Source organism: Pseudomonas sp. LA5 (assembly GCF_028640825.1).
Classification (GTDB): domain Bacteria; phylum Pseudomonadota; class Gammaproteobacteria; order Pseudomonadales; family Pseudomonadaceae; genus Chryseomonas; species Chryseomonas aestiva.
On the sequence record NZ_JAQYZY010000032.1, the window covers coordinates 1 to 15,462 of the forward strand.

The window sequence follows — 15,462 nt, forward strand, 5'->3', positions numbered from 1 at the left end:
GCGCTCAACACAATCTACGCCTGAGCCGCCTCGCCCCTGCGTCGGAGCTGCTGCCTTTCCCCCTCTCCTTCCGGGAGAGGGTTGGGGTGAGGGTGTCTGGCCTTTGGGCTTCGCTGCGCTCAACACAATCTACGCCTGAGCCGCCTCGCCCCTGCGTCGGAGCTGGTGCTTTTCTCCCTCACCCTCAGGGAGAGGGTTGGGGTGAGGGTGTCTGGCCGTTGGGCTTCGCTGCGCTCAACCCAACCTACGCCTGAGCCGCCTCGCCCCTGCGTCGGAGCTGGTGCTTTTCCCCCTCTCCCTCCGGGAGAGGGTTGGGGTGAGGGAGGCTTCCCGCTAACGCTCGACTCTGATCTCCACCAGCTTGCCGTCGATGAACTTGAGGTGCCGCGAGGCGCCGTTCTCCGGGCCATAGGTCCAGAACTGGGTCTCGGCGGCATTGAATTTGGGCACGTTGTTGTTACGCAGCGCCGGTGGATTGATCTTGCGCTCGGCCGGGGCGCCGCAGGCGGCCAGCACCTGTTCGACGCTGTCGCCTTCCTCGACGAGACTCTGACCACAGCGCAGGCTCGCCTGGGCGAGGAGGGGAAAGAGCAGGGCGATAGGCAGCAGCTGACTGGCGCGCATGGGGCCTCCGAGAGGTTGCGGCAACGGTCGTTGCCTTCAGCCTAGCTGTTATCGCCGGGCTGGGGCGCTTTGGCAAAGCCACGACTCAGATAGTGCGAACCGGCCAGGCCGAAGCGCCAGGGCACCTCGCGCGCGCGGCTGATGCCGATGCGCGGGCCCGCGATCACCGCTACCTCGGCAGCCGCGGGCTCCAGCAGGAAGGGTGGCTCGATCAGCGGCAAGCCATCGTGACTGCCGTCGATGGCGAGGGCCTGGCATAGCCGGCCGGGACCGGCGCACAGCAGGCGATCGGCCAGGCCGCCCCGACGTTCCCGCATCACCTCCAGACCCCACAGTGGCTCCAGCGCGCGGATCAGCACACCCGCGCCATGCCCGGCCTCGCGGCAGACCAGATTGAAGCACCAGTGGATGCCATAGGAGCGATAGACATAGGCATGCCCGGGCGGACCGAACATGGCGCGGTTGCGCGGAGTGGGGCCGGAAAAGCTGTGGGAGGCCGGGTCTTCGCCGTCGTAGGCCTCGGTCTCGACGATCAGGCCGCCCACACCCTCGACCCTGAGCGTCGCCCCGATCAGTTGCCGGGCGACCTCGTCCACCGGGCGGGTGAAATCCAGATCGCTCACGCCTCGGGCTCCGGCTCTTCCAGGATCAGCGCCGCATGCACCATGGCCAGGTGACTCAGGCCTTGGGGGAAGTTGCCCAGGGCCGCGCCATCCCGGGGATCGCGCATCTCGGTCATCAGGCCGACGCCATTGAGACTGGCGGCCAGGACCTCGCGCATCAGTTCCCGCGCCTGGTCCACCTCGCCCAGCACGGCATGGGCCTCGACCATCCAGTAGGAACAGGCCAGGAACGCACCTTCTTCCTGCTCGGCACCGCTGTAGCGATAGACCAGAGGGCCATGGGCCAACTCACGGCGAATGGCCGCCAGGGTGCTGACCGAACGCTCACCACCGTCGAAGCCGAAGCGGATGCCGAGCAGCAGCCCGGCGTCCAGGCGCTCGGTACCGGCATAGAAGGTGTAGGCCTGCTTGCGTTCGCTCCAGCAGTGCTGGTTGACCCAATCGCGGATGCGGTCGCGCTCGCGCGCCCAGCGACCGCACATGGCGTCGGGGATATGGCCATCGCGGGCCAGGGTCACGGCGCGGTCCAGGGCGAACCAGCAGCCCAGCTTGGACAGGGTGTAGTGGCGCTCTTCAGGCAATTCCCACATGCCGGCATCCGGCTGGCGCCAACCATCGGCACAGAGATTGGCCAGGTCGGTGAGCAGGCTGGCGGTGGCGAAATCCAGCACATGGCCCTTGCTGGCATAGAGGCGGAAGGTCTCCAGTAGATCGCCATAGAGACTCAGCTGACACTGGGCGCTGGCGCGATTGCCGACGCGTACCGGCTGGGAGTCGCGATAGCCAGGAACCGGAATGATGCGTTCCTCGGGGGCCAGTTCGCCTTCCAGGGTAAAGCAGGTATGCAGGCGATTGCCGTGGCGGCGGATGACGTTCTGGATCCAGGCCAGGGCCGCCTGGGCCTCGCCGAGGGCACCCAGGCGCAGGAAGGCCTTGATGGTAAAGACCGCATCGCGCACCCAGGCATAGCGGTATTCATAATTCTTGTCGCCGCCGATGCGTTCCGGCAGCGAGGTGGTGGCGGCGGCGACGATGGCACCGGTGGGGGAGTAGAGCAGCAGCTTGAGAGCCAGCGCCGAGCGCTTCACCTCGCTGAGGAATTCGCCCCGGTAGGCGAAGCCCTGGGCCCATTCGCGCCAGGCCTGGTCACTGCGATCGATACGCTGGTCCACCTCGTCCAGGGAGGGCACCACCAGGGGTTCGTTCTCGGTCGCGGTCAAGGCCAGGACGCTGCGTTGCCCGGCTTCCAGTACCAGTCGCCCCACCAATCGGCGATCATCGCATTGGAGGATCTCCAGCCGCTCGCAATAGCGCAGGGTGGCCATCACGCCATCGACGTGCATGACCTCGCCATTGGGGGTGCTGCGCATCCAGGGCGACACGGTCTGGCCCTGGGTCCCGGGTACCAGCTCGATACGCAATTCGACCCGTCCGGAAAGGCCTTCGACGCGGCGACCCAGTTCGCACCAGGGCAGGCGTCCGGCCGAACCGCTGTTGAGCGATTCGGTGAGGCGCACGCTGCCGTCAGCGGTGTGAAAGCAGGTTTCCAGGACGTTGCTGTCTTCGCGGTAGGCGCGCTCTACGCGATAGTCGGCCACCGGCGCGATCGAAAAGAAACCGCCTGTCGGGGCATCCAGCAGGCGGTCGAACAGCGGTGCGGAATCCATGTTGGGCACGCACCACCAGTCCAGCGAGCCGTCCGGCGCCACCAGGGCGACCGAACGCCCATCGGAGAGGGCGGCATAGCCCGCCAGGGGCGCGTAGCCATCCTGGCGGGCGGGATCGAAGGCCGCCATGGCCGTCAGCCCATGCCTCCGGTGGCGCCATAGACCTCACCGGTCACATAGCTCGACTCCTGGGAGGCCAGCAGTACATAGATGGGCGCCAGTTCCGCCGGCTGCCCGGGACGCTTGAACACCGTCTCGCCGCCGAAGGTGGGGATCTTCTCCTGGGGCTGACCACCGCTGGGCTGCAGCGGCGTCCAGAAGGGACCGGGGGCTACGGCATTGACGCGGATGCCCTTGCTGGCGACCTGCTTGGCCAGCGCCTTGGTGAAGTTGGTGATGGCCGCCTTGGTCGAGGCGTAGTCCAGCAGGAATTCCGAGGGCTGGGTGGCCTGGATCGAGGTGGTGTTGATGATGGCGGCGCCAGCCGGCAGGTGCGGCAGCGCGGCCTTGCACAGCCAGAACAGGGCGTAGACGTTGGTCTTGTAGGTAGCGTCGAACTGCTCGGTGGTCAGCTCGGCGATGTCCTGCACGGCGGTCTGCTTGCCAGCCACATTGACCAGGATGTCGAGGCCACCCAGGGCCTCCTTGGCCTTGCTCACCAGTTGGGTGCAGAAGGCTTCGTCCTTCAGGTCACCGGGAACGCAGACGGCCTTGCGACCCTCGGCTTCCACCAGCTTGACCACTTCCTGGGCGTCGGCCTCTTCCTCGGGCAGGTAGTTGAGCACCAGATCGGCACCCTCCCGGGCATAGGCGATGGCCGTGGCCCGACCGATTCCCGAATCCGCGCCGGTGATCAGCGCCTTGCGCCCGGCCAGGCGACCGAAGCCCTTGTAGCTGGCCTCGCCATGATCGGGGCGCGGTTCCATGGCCTGGGCCAGACCCGGGGCCTGCTGGGGCTGCTTGGCAAATTCCGGCTGGGGATACTGGGTAAGGGGGTTCTGCATGCTGTACTGGTTGTCGCTGGACATGACATCTCCTGAAGGGGGCCAAAAGGCGCCCGTTTGGCATCTTTTCGATGACGTTCAAGGAAATGGAGCGACAAGTTACGTAAGAGGTTCCCACCGATCGGCGACGGATGTAGCGGGCCGGACGGCGTTCTTGCCTGACTTCAACCCATGTCTATGCCTTTTCCGGCTTGGCCTGGCGTCCAATGACGGGGAGAAGGGAAGGGCTCTTCGGCAGGAGCGATCGTCGTGATGGCGAAGAGCGCGAAAGTGGCCGCGCTGGCGGCCCTGTTGTGCTTGCCCGGGTACTGGCTGTTCATACCGCCGCCCGGTGGTGGAGGCCATGCTGGTGGCCCGAGATAGAGAGAATCGCGCTAGCCGTTCTGCCTCAGGCGTCGAGTGGCTCCAGCCGCAGGGCTACGCCAGTTCGCTGCAGGGTAAGGATATCCGCGTCGCGACAGCCGATCAGCTGGCCCTCGGCGGTGCGCAACTGGTCATCTTCCAGCTGCGCATAGGACTGCGGTTGCTTTCCATCGCCCGCGACCATGATGTAAAGCTGCCCACACAGCAATTGCCCAGCCAGACGACCATCGTCCAGGCCGATCAGGCGGTAGCTGCGGCGGGCATCGTAGGTAAAGCGCATGGGAGCATCCATTCAGGTCTTTCTGTTCAGAACCGCGCTGGCACGCAATGTTCAATTCCGAACATCGGCGCGTCACGTCGGCAGACCCATGGCCGCGCGGGAAGCCTGCCACTCGCTGCGGCGAGGGCAGGCTGACCGCCGGTCGGAAGGTCCCCTGGGTGGCCGATCAGTAACGGAATTGCGCCACCAGGCTCTGGAAGGAGGTGGCCAGTCGCGACAGCTCCTGGCTGGAGGCGGCCGTCTGCTGGGCCCCGGTAGCAGTCTGGGTGGACAGGTCCTGGATGTTGACCAGATTGCGATCCACTTCGCGGGCGACCTGGGCCTGCTCTTCGGCGGCACTGGCGATCACCAGGTTGCGCTCCTCGATCTGGGCGACCCCGGCGGCGATGCGGTCCAGGGCTTCACCGGCCCGATTGGCGCGCGCCTGGGTGCTGTCGGCCAGGGACTGGCTCTTGTGCATGGCGCCCACCGCTTCCTCGGCGCTGCTGCGCACGGCGCTCATCATGCGTTCGATCTCGCCGGTGGACCCCTGAGTGCGATGGGCCAGGGCACGGACCTCGTCCGCCACCACGGCGAAGCCGCGGCCCTGTTCGCCTGCCCGGGCGGCTTCGATGGCGGCATTGAGCGCCAGCAGGTTGGTCTGCTCGGCGATCCCGCGGATCACCTCCAGCAATTTGCCGATCTCGCGCACCTGGCCTTCCAGGGTCTGCACCTTCTGGGTCGAGTCGGTGATCTCGCCGGTCATCACCGCCATGGCCTGGGCGGCCTGCTGCACCTGCTCGCGACCCTGCTGGGCTTCGCGGCTGGTGTCCTGGGAGGCGGTGGAGGTGGAGGCGGCATTACGCGCCACCTCTTCCACCGCGGCGGTCATCTGGTTGACTGCAGTGGCAGCCTGCTGCACCTCGTCGTGCTGGCGGACCTGGCCACGCGAACTCTCCTCGGTCACCGCGTGCAATTCCTCGGCAGCCGCGGCGAGCTGGCTGGAGGCACCGGCCATCTGCTGCACGGTGTCTTTCAGGCTCCGCTGCATGCCGCCGAGGGCCTGCAGCAGCTGGCCGACTTCGTCGCGGCGACTGCTCTGGATCGGCTGGGTCAGATCGCCCTGGGCGACGCGCTCGGCGCTGCCCACCGCCTGGCGGATGGGCGAAACGATCAGGCGCGTGATGACGATGCTCAGCGCCAGGGCACAGAGCGTGGCCAGCAGCAGCCCCAGGCCGAGTGCCCAGACCGCTTTCTGGTAGGCAGCATGCGCGGCGTCGCCGGCTTCGGCGCTCTGGCGCTTGTTGGACTGAATCATGATCTTGAACGAGGCCATGGTCTTGCGGTAGGTGGGTTGCACCTGCTCGTTCAACAGCTTGGCGGCACCGGCTACGTCCTTGGCGGCCAGTCGCGCCAGGATGGCGTCGGTACCGGCGATATAGCTCTTCCAGTCCTGCTCGAAGGCATCACCGGCCTGCTTTTCATCGGCCTGCAGCGGCGTGGTGCGATAGGCGGCGAAGGGTTTTTCGGCATCGGCCTGGTTGTCGCGCAGGGAGGTGATGACGGTCTGGAGTTCGCTCTGGGGTGCCTCGCCGTAGGCCATGGACAGCACGCGGAACAGATCGCGGTTGTGGCCGATGACATTGCTCTTGGCATCGTTGAGCAGGCTGATGGAGAGCAGCGTGTCGCCCAGCACGTTATCCAGCTGGGCGTTGACGCTGCGGATACCGCTGAAGCCGACGGCGCCGATGCCCAGGGTGATGGCCGTGCACAGGCCAAAGGCCATGGCGAGTTTCTTCGCCAGTGCCAGATTGTTGAACCAGACCATGGAGCCTTCCTTTCTGCGAGGGGGGTATCAGCCAAGTTGCGCTGGATACCCTCGCTATCGGCACCAACAGTCCGACCTTTAGGTGGGGCCGGAGCGTTCGATTCCGCCTTCAACCGCGTCCATAGAGGCTATCAAGCAGCCGATTGGCCCTCAGGGCATCCGCCAGACCGGCCAGTTCCGGTCGCGGTTGGCCGAGCAGTTGGTCGAACACCGCCTGGGCGCCCTGGGGCACGCCGGGGTCCACGCCCTCGGCCAGCACCTGGCGATTGCCCTTGGCGTCGTGCAGCACCAGGCGCCCCGCGGAAAGCTCCAGGGTTCCCTCGCTACCGTCCAGACGAATGGCCAGCCGCGGACCGCGCAGGGTAGCGCTGGCGCGCAGATGAATCGGCAGATCACCGGCCTGGAGCAAGGCCTCGCCGCCATGATCCAGCGGCCAGCGCGGATCGCGGTCCAGTCGGCTATGGACGACCGTCAGGGCCTCACCGCATAGCCAGGCGCTGAAATCCAGCAGGTGCACGGCCAGGTCGCCAAAGGCGCCATAGCCCATGCGGCGCTCGTCCAGATGCGCCGGCCAATCGCTGAGCCAGCCCTCCAGCAGGCCCGGATGGCCGGCGGTCAGTGACAGGTGGCTGAGGCTACCGATGGCACCGTCCCGCGCCCGCTGGCGCAACAGCTGCAGGGCCGGGTCGGTGCGCAGATAGAAGCCGCTGAAGCAGGAACGCCCGGCGAGCTGATCGGCCAGGGCCGAGGCGCGGGCTGCCGAGACGGCCAGCGGCTTTTCCACGAACAGGTGCCGAGCGCGCGGGAGCAGGGCGGTCACCGCCGCCTCGTGATCCTCGATGGAGGTGGTGACGAAGGCCAGGTCCACCTCGGGCACCCGGGCGAAGTCATCCACTACCGGCAGACCCTGAGGGGTAGCGAGGCGCCGGGCGCGGGCGGGATCGCGTTCGCTGGCCACCGCCACTACCCGCACGCGCGGATCGACCAGGCTGGTGTCCAGATAGTCCTGGGCGTGGATCTGTTCGCAACCGACGATGGCGACGCTGAGCATGACGAGGGGTCCTCCAACGGTAACTGTTCCGTTATGGACCCCTGGTCTACCGCTAAGCTTCCCCGATCAGACCGGCTGGTAGGCCTTGCCGAAACGGTTGGCCAGGAAGGCCTCCATGTCCACCTGCTCCTGGGCGATGAAGCCGCGCTGCGGCAGCTTGCCTTCGCGGAACAGATCCAGGGCGGTGCAGATGCCGGCGGCGGTAGTGATCTGGATGGCGCTGGTCAGGCGACCGTCGCGCTCGGCGGCAAAGATCTTGCGGCTGAACACCTCCTGCACCAGCTTGCCGCCACGCATCCCGCTGACGGTGACGAACACCAGCACCACGTCCTGCATGGTGGTGGGCACGGCGCCGCGCAGGATGTTCTTGAGCTGCTCCTGGTCACCGGCCAAGCGCAGGTCTTCCAGCAGGAACTTCATCAGGTCACGGTGACCGGGATAGCGCACGGTCTTGTAGTCCAGGGTTTCCACCTGGCCCTGCAGCGTCTCGCAGAGGGTGCCCAGGCCGCCCGAGGTGTTGAAGGCCTCGTATTCCACGCCGTCCAGGGAAAAGTGTTCCAGGCCTTCCAGCGGCTGCACCAGTTGCAGCTCGCCGTTGCGCACGGCTTCGCAGGGGTGGCAGTACTCGTTGACCAGGCCGTCGACGCTCCAGGTCAGGTTGTACTTCAGGGCATTGGTGGGGAATTCCGGCAGGGCGCCGACACGCATCTTCACCTCGCGCACGCTGTCGAAGCGCTTGGCCAGGGAGTGCGCGGCGATACCGATGAAGCCGGGTGCCAGACCGCACTGGGGCATGAAGGCATTGCTCGCGCCCTCGGCCAGTTGGCGGATGGTCTTGGTCGCCTTCACGTCTTCGGTCAGGTCGAAATAGTGGGTGTTGGTGGCCTTGGCCGCCTGGGCCACCGGAATCGCCAGATGATAGGGCAGGGCATTGAGCACTACGTCCTGATCGTCCAGGGCCGCCGCCAGAGCGCTGGCGTCGGCGGTATCCAGGGTCCGGGTCTGCACGCCCAGGGCGGCGATGGCTGCCAGGGCGCGCTCGTCGCGATCCGCCACCGTCACCTGGTAGTCGCCACTGGCGTGCAGCAATTGCGAAATGGTGTAGCCGATATGGCCGGCGCCGAGCAGGGTGACTTTCATGGCGGGATCCTCCGTGGTTGAGGCTCCAGCTTAGAAAGCGGCGCTGTCAGATGTGAGCGTCAGAGCGTCGAATCGTTGTGCTTTATTTGACGAAACGGCGGAGTATTCGTCGTTTCGACGAGACGGCTCGCGGCTTACCCGAGTTGCCGCCCCAACAGGCTATCGATGTCTCCGTAGGTTGGGTTGAGACGGCTCTATCGTCGAAGCCCAACATGGCGAGCCCCGAGGCGATGTTGGGCTTCGCTGCGCTCAACCCAACCTACCGCGCACCGGCATGGCCGCGACTGGCGCTGTATAGGATCGGCACCACGGCTGTACTCACTACCTACCCCGGCACTACCCGCAACAGCTGGCCCTCCTGACCATCGGTGAGCAGCCAGAGATTGCCGTCCGGGCCGCTGCGCACCTCGCGCAGACGCTGGTCCAGTTCCTGGAACAGCAGCTCCTGCGGACCAGGCATACCCTCAACCAGCGGTATCCGCCGCACCGACTTCTCCCGCAGCGCCGCCACGAACAGACTGCCGCGCCAGGCGGGGAAGCCCTGGCCGTCGTACCAGGTCATGCCCGCGGGCGCGATCGACGGCGTCCATTCCAGCAGCGGTGGGGTGATGCCCGGCAACTCGCGAAAGGGCGAGATGCGCGCGCCGGTGTAGTCCACGCCGCCGGTGGTCAGCGGCCAGCCATAGTTGGCACCGGCGCGGATCAGATTGAGTTCGTCGCCGCCCTTGGAGCCGTGCTCGTGCTCGTACAGCGCCTGGCGCTCGGGCACCCAGACCAGGCCCTGGGGATTGCGATGGCCGAGGCTGTAGATCTCCGGCAGGGCGCCGGGTCGCTTGATGAAGGGGTTGTCCGCCGGCACCTGGCCGTCGCGGGTGATGCGCACGATCTTGCCCAGATGGGTATCCAGTCGCTGGGCATCGGTGCGCTCGACGTTGCCGTCGCCCAGGGCGATGGCCAGGGTGCCGTCGCCGAGCAGGGCCATCCGCGCCCCGAAGTGCTGCCCGAAGGCCTTGGCCGGCTGGCTGGTGAACAGCGGTTGGACGTCCTGCAGGCGTCCGCCGTCCAGCCGGGCGCGCACCACCTTCAAATGATTGGCCTGGCGCGTGCCGGTCGCATGGGAGAGATAGATGAATTGGTTGTGAGCGAAATCCGGGTCTGGCAGCACCTCGAACAGACCGGCCTGGCCTTCGGTATAGAGCTCGGGCAGTCCGCTCACGGCTTCCGCCTGCAGCCTGAGGCGGCCGGCACCGTCCGGTACCAGCAGCCGCAAGCGCCCGGTGCCCTCGGTCAGGAGCGCCCGGCCATCGGGCAGGAAGGCCAGCGACCAGGGTCTATCCAGCCCGGTCGCCACCGTCTCGATCCGGTAGGTCGGCGCCGCCAGCGCCAGCGGAACCGCCAGCAGGGCCAGCCATGCCAGCCAGGCCCAGCGGCCGGAAGCTTTAGGTAACGCTTGAGGTCTGTTCCGGGTACCCGCTTTCGCTAGCATCTGCCTCTCTCCAAGGGATTTTCCGACCATGCCCCAACCGCTCTGGCGCGCCCTGTTGCAACCGCGCACCCTGCTGGCGTTCGCCGCGGCCCTGCTGCTGACCACCGCCTGGGGCAGCCTGGTGCAGACCCAATACAACCTGGCCGCCCTCCAGGGACTCGGCCAGCCGATCGACCTGGCCACGCGCGGGCGCACCTCGCTGGATGATCTGCTGGGCTTCGGACCCGTCTATGCCGCCATCGTGCTCGCCGCTTGGTTACCAGCCTTTGCCGCGGCCCTCTGGCTGGGTCGTCATGGCGGTACCTATCGCGCCTGCCTGCTGCCGCTGGCCAGCAGCCTCAGCCTGATCGCCGCCATCCGCCTGATCGACGCCTTCGCGCCCATGCCGGTGCTTATCTACGCCACGCGCACCCTGGAAGGGCTGCTGGCGATGGCCGTGGGTGGGTTGCTTGGCGGGCTGCTGTTCATCTGGCTGGCGCGCTCGGTGCTCCCGCGCTAGGGGAGGGCGCTCAGGACGAGGTCAGCTTCATCAGCACCAGCCCGCTGACGATCAGCGCGGCGGCCAGGATGCGCAGCGGACTCGCCGCCTCGCCCAGCACCAGGATGCCGACCATGAAGGCACCCACCGCGCCGATACCGGTCCAGATCGTATAGGCGGTGCCCAGCGGCAAGCTGCGCATGGAGATCGACAGCAGCGCCACGCTGGCCACCATGGCGCCCCCGGTGATGATCGTCGGCGTGAGGCGGGTGAAGCCCGCGGATTGCTTCATGTAGAACGCCCAGACCACCTCGAGCAGTCCCGCGCACACCAGATAGAACCAAGCCAACGACGGCCTCCTGTAAAACCGGGCCGTCCCGGAACGCTGCCCACCGATCGCCGGGGTCGTCCCCGGGGGCCAAGAGAAGAGGGCGGCAAGCTGCCTTACCACCTGATCGATACCGTTATCCTAGCCGTTCATGGCCGCGCCTTTCGACCCAGCCTGGTCAGGCGCACCCGTCCGCTAGCGCGGCTGGCAGATTTGCGTGGCGATCCCGTCGAATTCCCGATCGAAACTGGCGCGTTCGGCCGCGCTGAGAAAGCCCTGCTGCCTGACCAGGTCATCGGTCTGGCTACGCACCGCGGCGATGCGTTCGCTGAAGGCCGTCGCCTGCTCCTGACTGATCCGCCGCGCCTTGCGCGCCGTGCTCACATCCGCCAACAGCACATTGGCCCGCATCGAGACATGCGCCTGCCGCGGATCCGTGATCGATCCGCCCCGTTCGCCCGGCACGGCGCGCTGTTCTGCCAGATTGCAGCTCGGCAGGCCGAGGTCGTCCTGCCGAACCGGCTCCCGGGTACAGGCGCCCAAGGCGAGGGGCAGCAGCAACAGGGGAATCAGGGATTTCATCCAGGTCTCCTCGGGGTGGCCGTAGTGGAGACCTTGAGAGCCCGGTTCGGGCGCTTCGTTCAAGCCGGGCTCTGCGCCAGGCCTTGGCAAAGTCCTGAGGCTAGTCGTCTCGCCGCGCCTGCCGTTCCAGCGCCGCCAGCTGCAGCCGCGCCCCTTCGGCCACCGGGCCCCTGCCGACCGCACTGCTCTGCAGCAGCGACAGATTCAGGGCGTGAGCAGCTGCCTCTATCCCTGGACGGATGGCATGGCCGGCCTGGGCCAGGGCGGTGTCTTCGGTCAGGAGCGGAGCGGCGAGAAAAAGGGTGACCGAGCTGGTCAGGAGGTATCTCATGAGGCGTCCTTGCGAGGTGATCCCAGGGTATCGGCATCCGGCCGGCTGGTTGGAGCGGGTCTAGGGGCAGAGCTTAGATCAGAATCGCGAGTGGGGTAGTGATAATGGTCAGAGAAATCACGCCGGCAATCTGGCGAAGGTCCTTTCACGAACGGTCTGTGCATCTTGGAAAGGCTTGAGCGACAGCCAGAAACAGCAAAGCCCGCGCGATGGCGGGCTTTGCTGAGGTTCACGCGACGGTGAACGGGAGATGGCGCACTCGGCGGGATTCGAACCCACGACCCCTGCCTTCGGAGGGCAGTACTCTATCCAGCTGAGCTACGAGTGCAGCGATTCGGTGACGCTGAATCGGTCGCCATCATACTCACCTTGCCCCCGACCGTCCATGCCCGGATGCACGATGTTGTTGATTTTGAACGACTGTTTCGCGGGGCGTAGCAAGGGCTGCATAAACAAGGAGGAGGGCGACGCGAAAACCTGGCTAGCGCTCTTGCGCAGGGGTTCAGGATTCTCCTAGGATGCGTTCAATATTTCGAACGCCTAGGGCGGTTCGGACGTTGCTCGAGCGGGCGCTGAACGGTGGCGATGCCAGCGTTTCCAGGCCTGACCCTATCGCAGGCGCAGGGGTGTCATGCCCTTGCTTCCGGCCCTTTCAGCCAAGGAGACCGTAATGCAGCTCAAAGACGCTTCCCTGTTTCGCCAGCAAGCCTATGTCGACGGCGCCTGGATCGACGCCGACAGCGGTGCCACCGTCAAGGTGGACAACCCGGCCACCGGCGAGACCCTGGGCACCATTCCCAAGCTCGGTCGCGCCGAGACCAAACGTGCCATCGACGCCGCCAACCGCGCCCTGCCGGGCTGGCGCGCGCTGACCGCCAAGGAGCGTTCGGCCAAGCTGCGGCGCTGGTACGAGCTGATGATCGAGAACCAGGACGACCTGGGCCGGCTGATGACCCTGGAGCAGGGCAAGCCGCTGGCCGAGGCCAAGGGCGAGATCGCCTATGCCGCCTCCTTCATCGAGTGGTTCGCCGAAGAAGCCAAGCGCATCTATGGCGATACCATCCCCGGCCACCAGGCCGACAAGCGCATCCTGGTGATCAAGCAGCCCATCGGCGTCACCGCCGCCATCACGCCGTGGAATTTCCCCACCGCGATGATCACCCGCAAGGCCGGTCCGGCCCTGGCCGCCGGCTGCACCATGGTCATCAAGCCCGCCAGCCAGACCCCGTACTCGGCACTGGCCCTGGTCGAGCTGGCCGAGCGCGCCGGCATTCCCAAGGGCGTGCTGAGCGTGGTCACCGGCTCCGCCGCCGAAATCGGCGCCGAGCTGACCGAAAGCCCCATCGTGCGCAAGATCTCCTTTACCGGCTCCACCGAGATCGGTGCCAAGCTGATGGAGCAGAGCGCGCCCACCATCAAGAAGCTGTCGCTGGAACTGGGCGGCAACGCGCCCTTCATCGTCTTCGACGACGCCGATCTGGACAAGGCCGTGGAAGGCGCCATCGCCTCCAAGTACCGCAACGCTGGCCAGACCTGCGTCTGCGTCAACCGCCTCTATATCCAGGACGGTGTCTACGACGCCTTCGCCGAGAAATTCAAGGCCGCGGTGGCCAAGCTCAAGGTCGGCAACGGCCTGGAAGAGGGCGTGACCATCGGCCCGCTGATCGACGCCAAGGCGGCGGCCAAGGTCAAGGAACACATCGACGACGCCGTGAGCCAGGGCGCCAGGGTCATCGCCGGGGGCAAGGCCCACGCCAACGGCGGCAGCTACTTCGAGCCGACCATCCTCGCCGACGTGCCCAGGAGCGCCAAGGTGTCCAAGGAAGAGACCTTCGGCCCGCTGGCGCCGCTGTTCCGCTTCAAGGACGAGGCCGAGGTCATCGAGCTGGCCAACGACACCGAATTCGGCCTGGCCTCCTACTTCTATGCCCGCGACCTGTCCCGCGTGTTCCGCGTGGCCGAGGCGCTGGAGTACGGCATGGTCGGCATCAACACCGGCCTGATCTCCAACGAAGTCGCACCCTTTGGTGGCGTCAAGGCTTCGGGCCTGGGCCGCGAGGGCTCCAAGTACGGCATCGAGGACTACCTCGAGATCAAGTACCTCTGTCTGGGCGTCTGATCCCGTTCGGTGGGCTTCGCTACGCTTAGCCCAACCTACCTATATCGTAGGTTGGGCTGAGACGGCTCCATCGTCGAAGCCCAACGGGGCCCGCCGATCCAAAGATTTCTCCCGGCGCGGACGCCGGGCCGTTGGCAGTCGATCATCGTATGCTGCCCGGAATCCGGTCCGCGCCTTTCCCGTAGCCGGCCGCCACGATGAGCGGCCATCGAGGACTGCAATGAGCCACACCAATGATTCCCTGATGCACCGTCGCAGCGCAGCCGTCGCCCGTGGCGTCGGCCAGACCCACCCGATCTTCGTCGACCGTGCGGAGAACGCCAAGGTCTGGGACGTAGAGGGCAATGAATTCCTGGACTTCGCCGGCGGCATCGCCGTGCTCAACACCGGCCACCTGCATCCGCGCGTGGTGGCGGCCGTGCAGGAGCAGCTGACCAAGGTCTCCCACACCTGCTTCCAGGTGCTGGCCTACGAGCCCTATGTCGAGGTCTGCGAAAAGCTCAACGAACTGGTGCCGGGCAACTTCCCGAAAAAGACCGCACTGTTCAACTCCGGCTCCGAAGCCGTGGAGAATGCCGTCAAGATCGCCCGCGCCGCCACCCAGCGCGCCGGCGTCATCGCCTTCTCCAGCGCCTATCACGGCCGCACCATGATGACCCTGTCGCTGACCGGCAAGGTCGCGCCCTATTCGGCCGGCATGGGCCTCATGCCCGGCGGCGTCTATCGCGCGCTCTATCCCTGCGAACTGCATGGCATCAGCGTCGATGACGCCATCGCCAGCGTCGAGCGCATCTTCAAGAACGATGCGGCCCCTGGCGACATCGCGGCCATCATCCTCGAGCCGGTGCAGGGCGAGGGCGGTTTCTATGCCGCGCCCAAGGCATTCATGCAGCGCCTGCGCAAGCTGTGCGATACCCACGGCATCCTGCTGATCGCCGATGAAGTCCAGTCCGGCGCCGGTCGTACCGGGACCTTCTTCGCCATGGAGCAGATGGGCGTCGACGCCGACCTGGTGACCTTCGCCAAATCCATCGCCGGCGGTTTCCCGCTGTCGGGCGTGACCGGTCGCGCCACGGTGATGGATGCCGTCACCCCCGGTGGCCTGGGTGGCACCTATGCCGGCAGCCCCATCGCCTGCGCCGCGGCCCTGGCGGTGATCGAGACCTTCGAGGAAGAAAAGCTGCTGGACCGCTCCAAGGCCGTGGGTGAGCGCCTCACCGCGGGTCTGCGCGAACTGGCCGCCAAGCACGCGCAGATCTGCGACGTCCGTGGCCTGGGCGCCATGATCGCCATGGAGCTGGGCAAGGAAGGCGACATCGAGCAACCCGATGCCGAGCTGACCAGCCAGATCGTGGTCCGGGCGCGCCAGAAGGGGCTGATCCTGCTCAGCTGCGGCAGCTACGGCAACGTGCTGCGCATCCTCGTGCCCCTGACCGCCAGCGACGAAGAGCTGGATCGCGGCTTGGCCATTATCGGCGAGTGCTTCGCCGAATTGGCCTGAGTCCTACCCGAACCGCCCTCCTGGAGGGCGGTTTTTCTGTGACACGCTTGGCATAAAGTCCGCTTTGACGCATCATCC

The 15,462-nt window shown here is 66.5% G+C and carries 15 protein-coding genes, 1 tRNA gene and 1 pseudogene; 3 read left to right on the forward strand and 14 right to left on the reverse strand.

Features of this window, described 5'->3' with window-relative positions; all coding sequences use genetic code 11:
* Nucleotides 1-333: 333 nt before the first annotated feature.
* The 10 genes and pseudogenes from PVZ72_RS09155 to PVZ72_RS09195 form a co-directional block, all read right to left on the reverse strand.
* Nucleotides 334-624, reverse strand: coding sequence for a DUF2845 domain-containing protein (locus PVZ72_RS09155; RefSeq protein ID WP_187980285.1), 291 nt, complete (start codon nt 622-624; stop codon nt 334-336).
* Between the two features lie 41 nt (nt 625-665).
* Nucleotides 666-1,247: a DNA-3-methyladenine glycosylase gene (locus tag PVZ72_RS09160; protein ID WP_187980284.1), complete on the reverse strand. Its 582-nt coding sequence runs from the start codon at nt 1,245-1,247 to the stop codon at nt 666-668.
* Entirely contained in the window at nt 1,244-3,043 is a 1,800-nt protein-coding gene (locus PVZ72_RS09165; RefSeq protein ID WP_273861755.1) for a glycoside hydrolase family 15 protein, read from the reverse strand. The genes PVZ72_RS09160 and PVZ72_RS09165 overlap by 4 nt, the downstream gene beginning before the upstream one ends.
* Nucleotides 3,044-3,048: 5 nt before the next feature.
* On the reverse strand, nt 3,049-3,942 hold the full coding sequence (locus tag PVZ72_RS09170; protein WP_187980282.1) for an SDR family oxidoreductase: 894 nt from the start codon (nt 3,940-3,942) through the stop codon (nt 3,049-3,051).
* Nucleotides 3,943-4,306: 364 nt separating this feature from the next.
* A complete protein-coding gene (locus PVZ72_RS09175) occupies nt 4,307-4,561 on the reverse strand; it encodes a hypothetical protein (protein WP_133861354.1) in 255 nt (84 codons plus the stop codon).
* Between the two features lie 166 nt (nt 4,562-4,727).
* On the reverse strand, nt 4,728-5,591 hold the full coding sequence (locus tag PVZ72_RS24190; RefSeq protein ID WP_443218244.1) for a methyl-accepting chemotaxis protein: 864 nt from the start codon (nt 5,589-5,591) through the stop codon (nt 4,728-4,730).
* Nucleotides 5,586-6,368: pseudogene (locus PVZ72_RS24195) on the reverse strand (MCP four helix bundle domain-containing protein); the annotation flags it as partial. The pseudogene PVZ72_RS24195 and the gene PVZ72_RS24190, both read right to left, overlap by 6 nt.
* Nucleotides 6,369-6,477: 109 nt before the next feature.
* The gene (locus PVZ72_RS09185) at nt 6,478-7,419 is read right to left on the reverse strand and encodes a Gfo/Idh/MocA family protein (RefSeq protein WP_273861757.1); all 942 of its coding nucleotides are present in this window, start codon (nt 7,417-7,419) and stop codon (nt 6,478-6,480) included.
* A gap of 66 nt (nt 7,420-7,485) precedes the next feature.
* Nucleotides 7,486-8,559, reverse strand: coding sequence for a saccharopine dehydrogenase family protein (locus tag PVZ72_RS09190; RefSeq protein ID WP_133861351.1), 1,074 nt, complete (start codon nt 8,557-8,559; stop codon nt 7,486-7,488).
* A gap of 325 nt (nt 8,560-8,884) precedes the next feature.
* Nucleotides 8,885-10,045: a PQQ-dependent sugar dehydrogenase gene (locus PVZ72_RS09195; RefSeq protein ID WP_273861758.1), complete on the reverse strand. Its 1,161-nt coding sequence runs from the start codon at nt 10,043-10,045 to the stop codon at nt 8,885-8,887.
* Between the two features lie 28 nt (nt 10,046-10,073).
* Between PVZ72_RS09195 and PVZ72_RS09200 the strand changes: the two genes are divergently transcribed.
* Nucleotides 10,074-10,544, forward strand: a complete 471-nt coding sequence (locus PVZ72_RS09200) for a hypothetical protein (protein ID WP_273861759.1) — start codon at nt 10,074-10,076, stop codon at nt 10,542-10,544.
* 10 nt (nt 10,545-10,554) lie between these two features.
* On the opposite strand, the gene sugE is transcribed toward PVZ72_RS09200, so the two are convergent.
* The 4 genes from sugE to PVZ72_RS09220 all read right to left on the reverse strand — a co-directional run bounded on the left by sugE (nt 10,555) and on the right by PVZ72_RS09220 (nt 12,092).
* Nucleotides 10,555-10,872 (reverse strand): quaternary ammonium compound efflux SMR transporter SugE, encoded by a 318-nt coding sequence (sugE, locus tag PVZ72_RS09205; RefSeq protein ID WP_133861349.1) that lies wholly within the window; start codon nt 10,870-10,872, stop codon nt 10,555-10,557.
* A 174-nt stretch (nt 10,873-11,046) separates the two neighbouring features.
* The gene (locus PVZ72_RS09210; protein ID WP_273861760.1) at nt 11,047-11,433 is read right to left on the reverse strand and encodes a hypothetical protein; all 387 of its coding nucleotides are present in this window, start codon (nt 11,431-11,433) and stop codon (nt 11,047-11,049) included.
* 100 nt (nt 11,434-11,533) lie between these two features.
* Nucleotides 11,534-11,764: a hypothetical protein gene (locus PVZ72_RS09215; RefSeq protein ID WP_273861761.1), complete on the reverse strand. Its 231-nt coding sequence runs from the start codon at nt 11,762-11,764 to the stop codon at nt 11,534-11,536.
* A gap of 251 nt (nt 11,765-12,015) precedes the next feature.
* Nucleotides 12,016-12,092 (reverse strand) — tRNA-Arg (locus PVZ72_RS09220).
* Nucleotides 12,093-12,434: 342 nt separating this feature from the next.
* On the opposite strand from PVZ72_RS09220, the gene gabD reads away from it, so the two are divergent.
* Complete coding sequence (gabD, locus tag PVZ72_RS09225) at nt 12,435-13,883, forward strand: NADP-dependent succinate-semialdehyde dehydrogenase (protein WP_273861762.1); 1,449 nt, start codon at nt 12,435-12,437, stop codon at nt 13,881-13,883.
* A gap of 220 nt (nt 13,884-14,103) precedes the next feature.
* Nucleotides 14,104-15,384, forward strand: a complete 1,281-nt coding sequence (gene gabT, locus PVZ72_RS09230; RefSeq protein ID WP_273861763.1) for a 4-aminobutyrate--2-oxoglutarate transaminase — start codon at nt 14,104-14,106, stop codon at nt 15,382-15,384.
* The last annotated feature ends 78 nt before the right edge of the window (nt 15,385-15,462 follow it).

Excerpts from the sequence above, each read along its gene's own strand:
- PVZ72_RS09190 (WP_133861351.1), bottom strand. The coding sequence starts at position 8,559 with ATGAAAGTCACCCTGCTCGGCGCCGGCCATATCGGCTACACCATTTCG.
- PVZ72_RS09200 (WP_273861759.1), top strand. The coding sequence starts at position 10,074 with ATGCCCCAACCGCTCTGGCGCGCCCTGTTGCAACCGCGCACCCTGCTG.
- PVZ72_RS09210 (WP_273861760.1), bottom strand. The coding sequence starts at position 11,433 with ATGAAATCCCTGATTCCCCTGTTGCTGCTGCCCCTCGCCTTGGGCGCC.
- gabD (WP_273861762.1), top strand. The coding sequence starts at position 12,435 with ATGCAGCTCAAAGACGCTTCCCTGTTTCGCCAGCAAGCCTATGTCGAC.
- PVZ72_RS09175 (WP_133861354.1), bottom strand. The coding sequence starts at position 4,561 with ATGCGCTTTACCTACGATGCCCGCCGCAGCTACCGCCTGATCGGCCTG.
- PVZ72_RS09165 (WP_273861755.1), bottom strand. The coding sequence starts at position 3,043 with ATGGCGGCCTTCGATCCCGCCCGCCAGGATGGCTACGCGCCCCTGGCG.
- PVZ72_RS24190 (WP_443218244.1), bottom strand. The coding sequence starts at position 5,591 with ATGCAGCGGAGCCTGAAAGACACCGTGCAGCAGATGGCCGGTGCCTCC.
- PVZ72_RS09195 (WP_273861758.1), bottom strand. The coding sequence starts at position 10,045 with ATGCTAGCGAAAGCGGGTACCCGGAACAGACCTCAAGCGTTACCTAAA.
- PVZ72_RS09170 (WP_187980282.1), bottom strand. The coding sequence starts at position 3,942 with ATGTCCAGCGACAACCAGTACAGCATGCAGAACCCCCTTACCCAGTAT.
- PVZ72_RS09155 (WP_187980285.1), bottom strand. The coding sequence starts at position 624 with ATGCGCGCCAGTCAGCTGCTGCCTATCGCCCTGCTCTTTCCCCTCCTC.
- gabT (WP_273861763.1), top strand. The coding sequence starts at position 14,104 with ATGAGCCACACCAATGATTCCCTGATGCACCGTCGCAGCGCAGCCGTC.
- PVZ72_RS09185 (WP_273861757.1), bottom strand. The coding sequence starts at position 7,419 with ATGCTCAGCGTCGCCATCGTCGGTTGCGAACAGATCCACGCCCAGGAC.
- PVZ72_RS09215 (WP_273861761.1), bottom strand. The coding sequence starts at position 11,764 with ATGAGATACCTCCTGACCAGCTCGGTCACCCTTTTTCTCGCCGCTCCG.